The following is a 5,555-nucleotide window of genomic DNA, read 5'->3' on the forward strand; positions in this document are numbered from 1 at the left end:
GCCGAGGTCGGCGAGAGCGGAGAGGTCCTGCCTGAGGTCGGCGTCCCCGCGGTCCAGCGCCGTCGCCCGCGCGGCGACCGAATCGATCACCGCGATGAGCGCTCCGGGATCGACGGCGCCGAGGTCCCCGGCGGTGAGCCGTGCCCGCGGTGCCCCGAGGTCCGGGGTGAGAGTGGCGGCCGCGGACCCGCTCATGCCAGCCCGCGCAGACGCGAGGCGGTGGTGCCGATCTCCCGCGCCCCGACCATCGAGTCCGCGTCGATCAGCACCGACCGGCCGGGTCGCCTCTCCCGGGAGCGGGTGGTCTCGTACGGGAACGGGATCATCGGGTGTCCTTTCCGGGACGCGGGCGACGTGCGTACGACAGGGCAGAACAGACCGATGGGTCCATCTATTCCCCACGCCCGCACCCCCACTCCGACCGCCCGGGCGGTGAACACTGGCTTAACGGGATCGCGGCGATCCCGCCCCACCACTACAGTCATGGGATGCGCACCGTCCTCCATACCAAGCTCGACGAGTTCTCCGACCAGCTGGTCCGGTTCTGCGAGATGAACAACCGACTCCTCGACCTCGCCACCGTGGCGCTGCTCGAGGGTGACGAGGTCGCCGCCACCGAGGTCATCGACGGCGCGGCCGAGGTGGAGGATCTGCGCGAGGCGAGCGAGCAGCACGCCTTCGATCTGCTGTTGCTCGAGGCACCCGTGGCCCGCGACCTGCGGCAGGTGGTCTCCGGCATCTACATCGTCGAGCACTTCACGCGGATGGCCGCCCTCACCGGCCACATCGCCCGCGTCGCCCGCCGACGCCACCCCAACCCGGTCATCCCCGGGCCCGTGGTCCCGACGATCCGCGAATTCGCGGAGCGGGACTCGGCCATGGCCCGGAATCTCGGGCAGCTGCTCCCCACCAAGGACGTCCGCCTCGCTCGCTCACTCGATTCGGAGGACGACGCGGTCGATTCCCTCCACGCCGACCTCATGCGGCAGATCTCCGCCGAGGACTGGCCGCACGGCTCGGTCGCGGCGGTGGATCTGGCGCTGCTCGCCCGCTACTACGAGCGGTTCGCCGATCACACGGTCAGTATCGCCAACCGCGTGGTCTACCTCGCCACGGGTGAGAGGCCCGGGGGCGGGTCGCTCTCCCACCTCGAGGACGGCACCGTCCTCGACTGACCCGATCCGATCTCCGATGTGAGGAGCCCGCCGTGTCCCGTCCCATCCACTTCGAGATCCACGCCTCCGATCCCGCGCGGGCGTGCGCGTTCTACGCTGCCGTCTTCGGCTGGACCTACCAGGACTGGAGCGACTTCGCCGGGTCACCGTACTTTGGCGTGACCTCCGGCCCCGAGGACCAACCGGGCATCAACGGCGCGATCATGCAGCGCAACGGCGACACCCCTGCGACGGGATCGCCCGTCGCCGGCGCGGTGCTCACGATGGGGTGCGGGGACTTCGACGCCACCGCCCGCGCGATCCTCGACGCCGGCGGGACGGTGGCCATGGACAAGCACGCCCTGCCGGGTATGGCGTGGCAGGGCTACTTCCTCGACACCGAGGGCAACGTGTTCGGCATCCACCAACCGGACCCCGACGCGAAGTAGGGCGACCGCATGACCCGGGTGTGAGCCCGGGTCATGCGGTGGTGGGCGAGCCACCGTGGCGTGTCACCTGCTGCCGCGGGGCCTCACCGGCAGATCGCGCCCGTCGAGGCCGACTGCACGAGCTTGGAGTACTTGGCCAGCACACCGCGGGTGTAGCGCGGCGGGAGCGGCTCCCACCCGGCGCGACGCGCCTCCAGCTCGGCCTCGTCCACCAGCAGGTCCAGGGTCCCGTCGGACACGTCCAGGCGGATGCGGTCGCCGTCGCGGACCAGGGCGATCGGTCCACCGTCCACCGCCTCGGGGGCGATGTGGCCGACGCACAGGCCGGTGGTGCCACCGGAGAACCGCCCGTCCGTCATCAACAGCACGTCCTTGCCGAGCCCGGCGCCCTTGATGGCGCCGGTGATCGCGAGCATCTCGCGCATGCCCGGGCCGCCCTTGGGCCCCTCGTAGCGGATCACCACGACGTCCCCGGCGGTGATCGTGCCGTCCTCCAGCGCGTCCATGGCGGAGCGCTCCCGCTCGAACACGCGGGCAGTGCCCTCGAAGACATCGGAATCGAAGCCGGCGGACTTGACCACGGCGCCCTCAGGGGCGAGCGACCCGTGCAGGATCGTGATGCCGCCGGTCGGGTGGATCGGCTCGCTCATCGCGCGCAGCACCAGCCCGTCCGGGTCCGGCGGGGCGATGTCCGCGAGGTTCTCCGCGACGGTGCGCCCGGTGACGGTGAGGCAGTCGCCGTGCAGGAGTCCCGCGTCGAACAGGGCCCTCATGACCACCGGAACACCGCCGATCCGGTCGACGTCGGTCATCACGTGCGCGCCGAACGGCTTGACGTCCGCGAGGTGCGGCACCTTCGCGCCGATGCGGGCGAAGTCGTCGAGGGTGAGCTCGACCTCCGCCTCGCTGGCGATCGCGAGCAGGTGCAGGACGGCGTTGGTGGATCCGCCGAAGGCCATGACCACGGCGATCGCGTTCTCGAACGCCTCCTTGGTCATGATGTCGCGGGCGGTGATCCCGCGACGCAGCAACTCGACCACCGCCTCACCGCTCGCCTTGGCGTAGTCGTCCCGCCGCCGGTCCGGCGCGGGCGGGGACGCGCTCCCCGGGAGGGACATCCCGAGCGCCTCGGCCGCGCTCGCCATGGTGTTGGCGGTGTACATTCCGCCGCACGCCCCCTCGCCGGGACAGATGGCTCGCTCGATGGTGTCGACGTCCTCGCGACTCATCAGACCGCGCGAGCACGCCCCGACGGCCTCGAACGCGTCGATGATGGTGACCTGCTTCTCCGTGCCGTCGGAGAGCTTCGCGAAGCCGGGCAACGTGGATCCCGCGTACAGGAAGACGCCCGCCAGATCGAGGCGCGCGGCGGCCATGAGCATCCCCGGGAGGGACTTGTCGCAGCCGGCGAGCAACACCGACCCGTCGAGCCGCTCGGCGCTCATCACCGTCTCGACGCTGTCGGCGATCACCTCGCGGGACACGAGCGAGAAGTGCATGCCCTCGTGACCCATCGAGATCCCGTCGGACACCGAGATGGTGCCGAACTCGAGCGGGTACCCGCCGCCGGAGTGCACGCCCTCCTTGACCGCCTTGGCCAGGCGGTCGAGCGAGAGGTTGCACGGGGTGATCTCGTTCCACGAGGAGGCCACCCCGATCTGGGGCTTGCCCCAGTCGTCGTCCCCCATCCCGACCGCGCGGAGCATGCCCCGCGCGGCGGTCTTCTCGAGGCCGTCGGTGACGTCCCGGCTGCGGGGCTTGATGTCCACACCGTCGCGGGTGCTCGTCTGATCAGTCTGCTGCGTCATACCGCCAGACTAGGCGGTGGACGGGAGAGGGCCACAGGAGAGGCGACGGGTCAGACCGGGGTCAGCTCGAGCAGGCGCCCACCCGGGCCGTCCTCGAGCACCCAGATCGCCCCGTCGGGGGCCTCGGCGAGCGCCCTGACCCGCTCGCCCATGTCCCATTCCTGCACGACGGTCGCGGTCTGGTCCTGCAGTTCCACACGGACCAACACCTGTCCGGACAGTCCGCCGACGAGCGCGCTGCCTCTCCAGCCGTCGAAACGGTCCCCGCCGTAGATCAGGAGGCTGCCGGGGGAGATGGCGGGCACCCAGTACGCGGCGGGCGGGACGAAGCCGTCACCGTCCCGGTGGTCCGGGATGTCCCCGCCGTCGTAGTGCCGTCCCATCGAGGCCCGGGGCCACCCGTAGTTCGCGCCCTCGACGAGCAGGTTGAGCTCGTCGCCGTGGCGGGGGCCCATCTCGGACACCCAGATCCCGCCCTCCGGGTCCTCGGCGATGCCCAGGGGGTTGCGGTGGCCGATGGTCCAGAGGTCGGCGGAGGAGCCGCCGTCCCCCGCCCACGGGTTGCCGGGCGCCGGGTCCCCGTCGAGGGTCAGGCGGACCACTGCGCCGAGGTTGCTGGCGGTGTCCTGGGCGGGGGTCTGCTCCTGGCGGTCGCCCGAGGTCACGTAGAGGTGGTCGTCGAGGACGAGCAGGCGCAGCGCGAAGTGTCCGTTGCCGACGGCGGGGTCCTGCTCCCAGATCACCTCCAGGTCCGTCAGCTCGGCGCGGTCCACGTCGAGTATGCCGCGGCCCACCACGCCCTGCGCGCCCTCGGGATGGTCGCGCACCCAGCTGAGGTAGACGGCGCCGTCCTCGGCGTGGGAGGCGCCGGCGGCGACGTCGTGCAGACCTCCCTGCCCGGCGTCGTCGACCGGCGGCACCCCGGCGACCTCGACGACCTCGCCGGTGGACTGATCGCGCAGCATCAACTCACCTCCGCGCTGTGAGATGAGCAGGTGCTCGGAACCGGGCAGGAAGGCCATCGCCCACCCCTCGTCGAACCCGCCGTGCTCCGTCACGCGGAAGTCCTCGGAGGTGGCGGCGGTGGACGGCGCCTGCCCCGCCCTGTCATCGGGGTCGACGGAGGCGGTTCCGCCGGTACACCCGGTCAGGACGAGGGCCGCTGCCGCTACCGGGACCAGGAGTCGTCGCATGCCCTCACGGTATCGGCTCCGCGGGCGGCCCGGCCCCGAGCCGGGTCCCTGCAGGTGACCCGCCGGGCCCGTCAGCTCCCGTCGCCGCGGGCGCGGTCGTAGCGACGGAGGGTCTCGCGGCGCTCCTCGGCGTGGTCCACGATGCGCTCGGGGTACCCGTGGTCGTATCCGTCCGCCGCTCGCCACGGTTCGTGGGCGGCGGCGCCCGACAGGTGCGCGAGCTCGGGGATCCACCGGCGCACGTAGTCGCCGTCCGGATCGAATTTCACCCCCTGGGTGACGGGGTTGAACACCCGGAAGTACGGCGAGGCGTCGGTGCCGGTCCCGGCCACCCACTGCCACCCGTGGTTGTTGGAGGCCAGGTCGCCGTCCCGCAGGTGGTCGAGGAAGTACCGGGCCCCGGACGGCCACCACACGTGGAGGTCCTTGACCAGGAAGCTCGCGGTGACCATCCGGACGCGGTTGTGCATCCACCCCTCGGCCCGCAGCTGCCGCATCCCGGCGTCCACGAACGGGTAGCCGGTCAGCCCCTGTTGCCAGGCCTCGACGAGCGCGGCGGTCTCCGGGCCCTCGTCGTAGTCCATTCCCTCCAGCGTGTCCCGGAGATCGCGCCAGGCGGAGCGGGGCCGGTGCCACAGGACGTCCGCGTAGAACTCGCGCCACGCCAGCTCGGTGACGAACCGACGCGCGCCCTCGGAGTCCGAGCCGGGGTGATCGGCGAGCTCGGCCAGGATCGTGCGCGGGTGGATCTCCCCGTACTTCAGGTGCACGGACAGTCGGCTGGTCGTGTCGAGGTCGGGCCGGTCCCGCTGGTCGCCGTACGAGGTCAGGTCCTCGTGCAGGAATTCCCGCCACCGCGCGAGGGCCGCCTGCTCCCCGGCCTCTCCCCCGCGCCCCGCGCCTCCCGGCCCGGGGTCGACGTCCTCGGACGCGCCCGAGTCGGGGTCCGCG

At 72.0% G+C, this 5,555-nt stretch carries 7 protein-coding genes; 2 read left to right on the forward strand and 5 right to left on the reverse strand.

What is annotated here, in order from left to right; translation table 11 throughout:
- On the reverse strand, positions 1–195 hold a 195-nt coding region (locus G6028_RS15730), incomplete at its 3' end, for a hypothetical protein (RefSeq protein ID WP_182659434.1).
- Complete coding sequence (locus tag G6028_RS17955; protein WP_259844327.1) at positions 192–326, reverse strand: hypothetical protein; 135 nt, start codon at positions 324–326, stop codon at positions 192–194. The genes G6028_RS15730 and G6028_RS17955, both read right to left, overlap by 4 nt.
- A 162-nt stretch (positions 327–488) precedes the next feature.
- On the opposite strand from G6028_RS17955, the gene G6028_RS15735 reads away from it, so the two are divergent.
- Positions 489–1,175 carry a phosphate signaling complex PhoU family protein gene (locus tag G6028_RS15735; RefSeq protein ID WP_179525622.1) on the forward strand — a complete coding sequence of 229 codons (687 nt, stop codon included), beginning with the start codon at positions 489–491 and terminating at the stop codon, positions 1,173–1,175.
- 32 nt (positions 1,176–1,207) lie between these two features.
- Entirely contained in the window at positions 1,208–1,603 is a 396-nt protein-coding gene (locus G6028_RS15740; RefSeq protein WP_179525623.1) for a VOC family protein, read from the forward strand.
- Positions 1,604–1,686: 83 nt separating this feature from the next.
- Here G6028_RS15740 and ilvD read toward each other — a convergent pair whose 3' ends face one another.
- From ilvD to G6028_RS15755, 3 genes are all read right to left on the reverse strand, one after another.
- Positions 1,687–3,411, reverse strand: coding sequence for a dihydroxy-acid dehydratase (gene ilvD / locus G6028_RS15745; RefSeq protein WP_182659435.1), 1,725 nt, complete (start codon positions 3,409–3,411; stop codon positions 1,687–1,689).
- Between the two features lie 50 nt (positions 3,412–3,461).
- Complete coding sequence (locus G6028_RS15750) at positions 3,462–4,604, reverse strand: PQQ-dependent sugar dehydrogenase (protein WP_182659436.1); 1,143 nt, start codon at positions 4,602–4,604, stop codon at positions 3,462–3,464.
- A gap of 71 nt (positions 4,605–4,675) precedes the next feature.
- A partial coding sequence (locus G6028_RS15755) for a cryptochrome/photolyase family protein (RefSeq protein ID WP_206682363.1) occupies positions 4,676–5,555 on the reverse strand: 880 nt, incomplete at its 5' end.

The organism is Dietzia cercidiphylli (assembly GCF_014145145.1).
Classification (GTDB): domain Bacteria; phylum Actinomycetota; class Actinomycetes; order Mycobacteriales; family Mycobacteriaceae; genus Dietzia; species Dietzia natronolimnaea.

Excerpts from the sequence above, each read along its gene's own strand:
- G6028_RS15750 (WP_182659436.1), bottom strand. The coding sequence starts at position 4,604 with ATGCGACGACTCCTGGTCCCGGTAGCGGCAGCGGCCCTCGTCCTGACC.
- G6028_RS17955 (WP_259844327.1), bottom strand. The coding sequence starts at position 326 with ATGATCCCGTTCCCGTACGAGACCACCCGCTCCCGGGAGAGGCGACCC.
- ilvD (WP_182659435.1), bottom strand. The coding sequence starts at position 3,411 with ATGACGCAGCAGACTGATCAGACGAGCACCCGCGACGGTGTGGACATC.
- G6028_RS15735 (WP_179525622.1), top strand. The coding sequence starts at position 489 with ATGCGCACCGTCCTCCATACCAAGCTCGACGAGTTCTCCGACCAGCTG.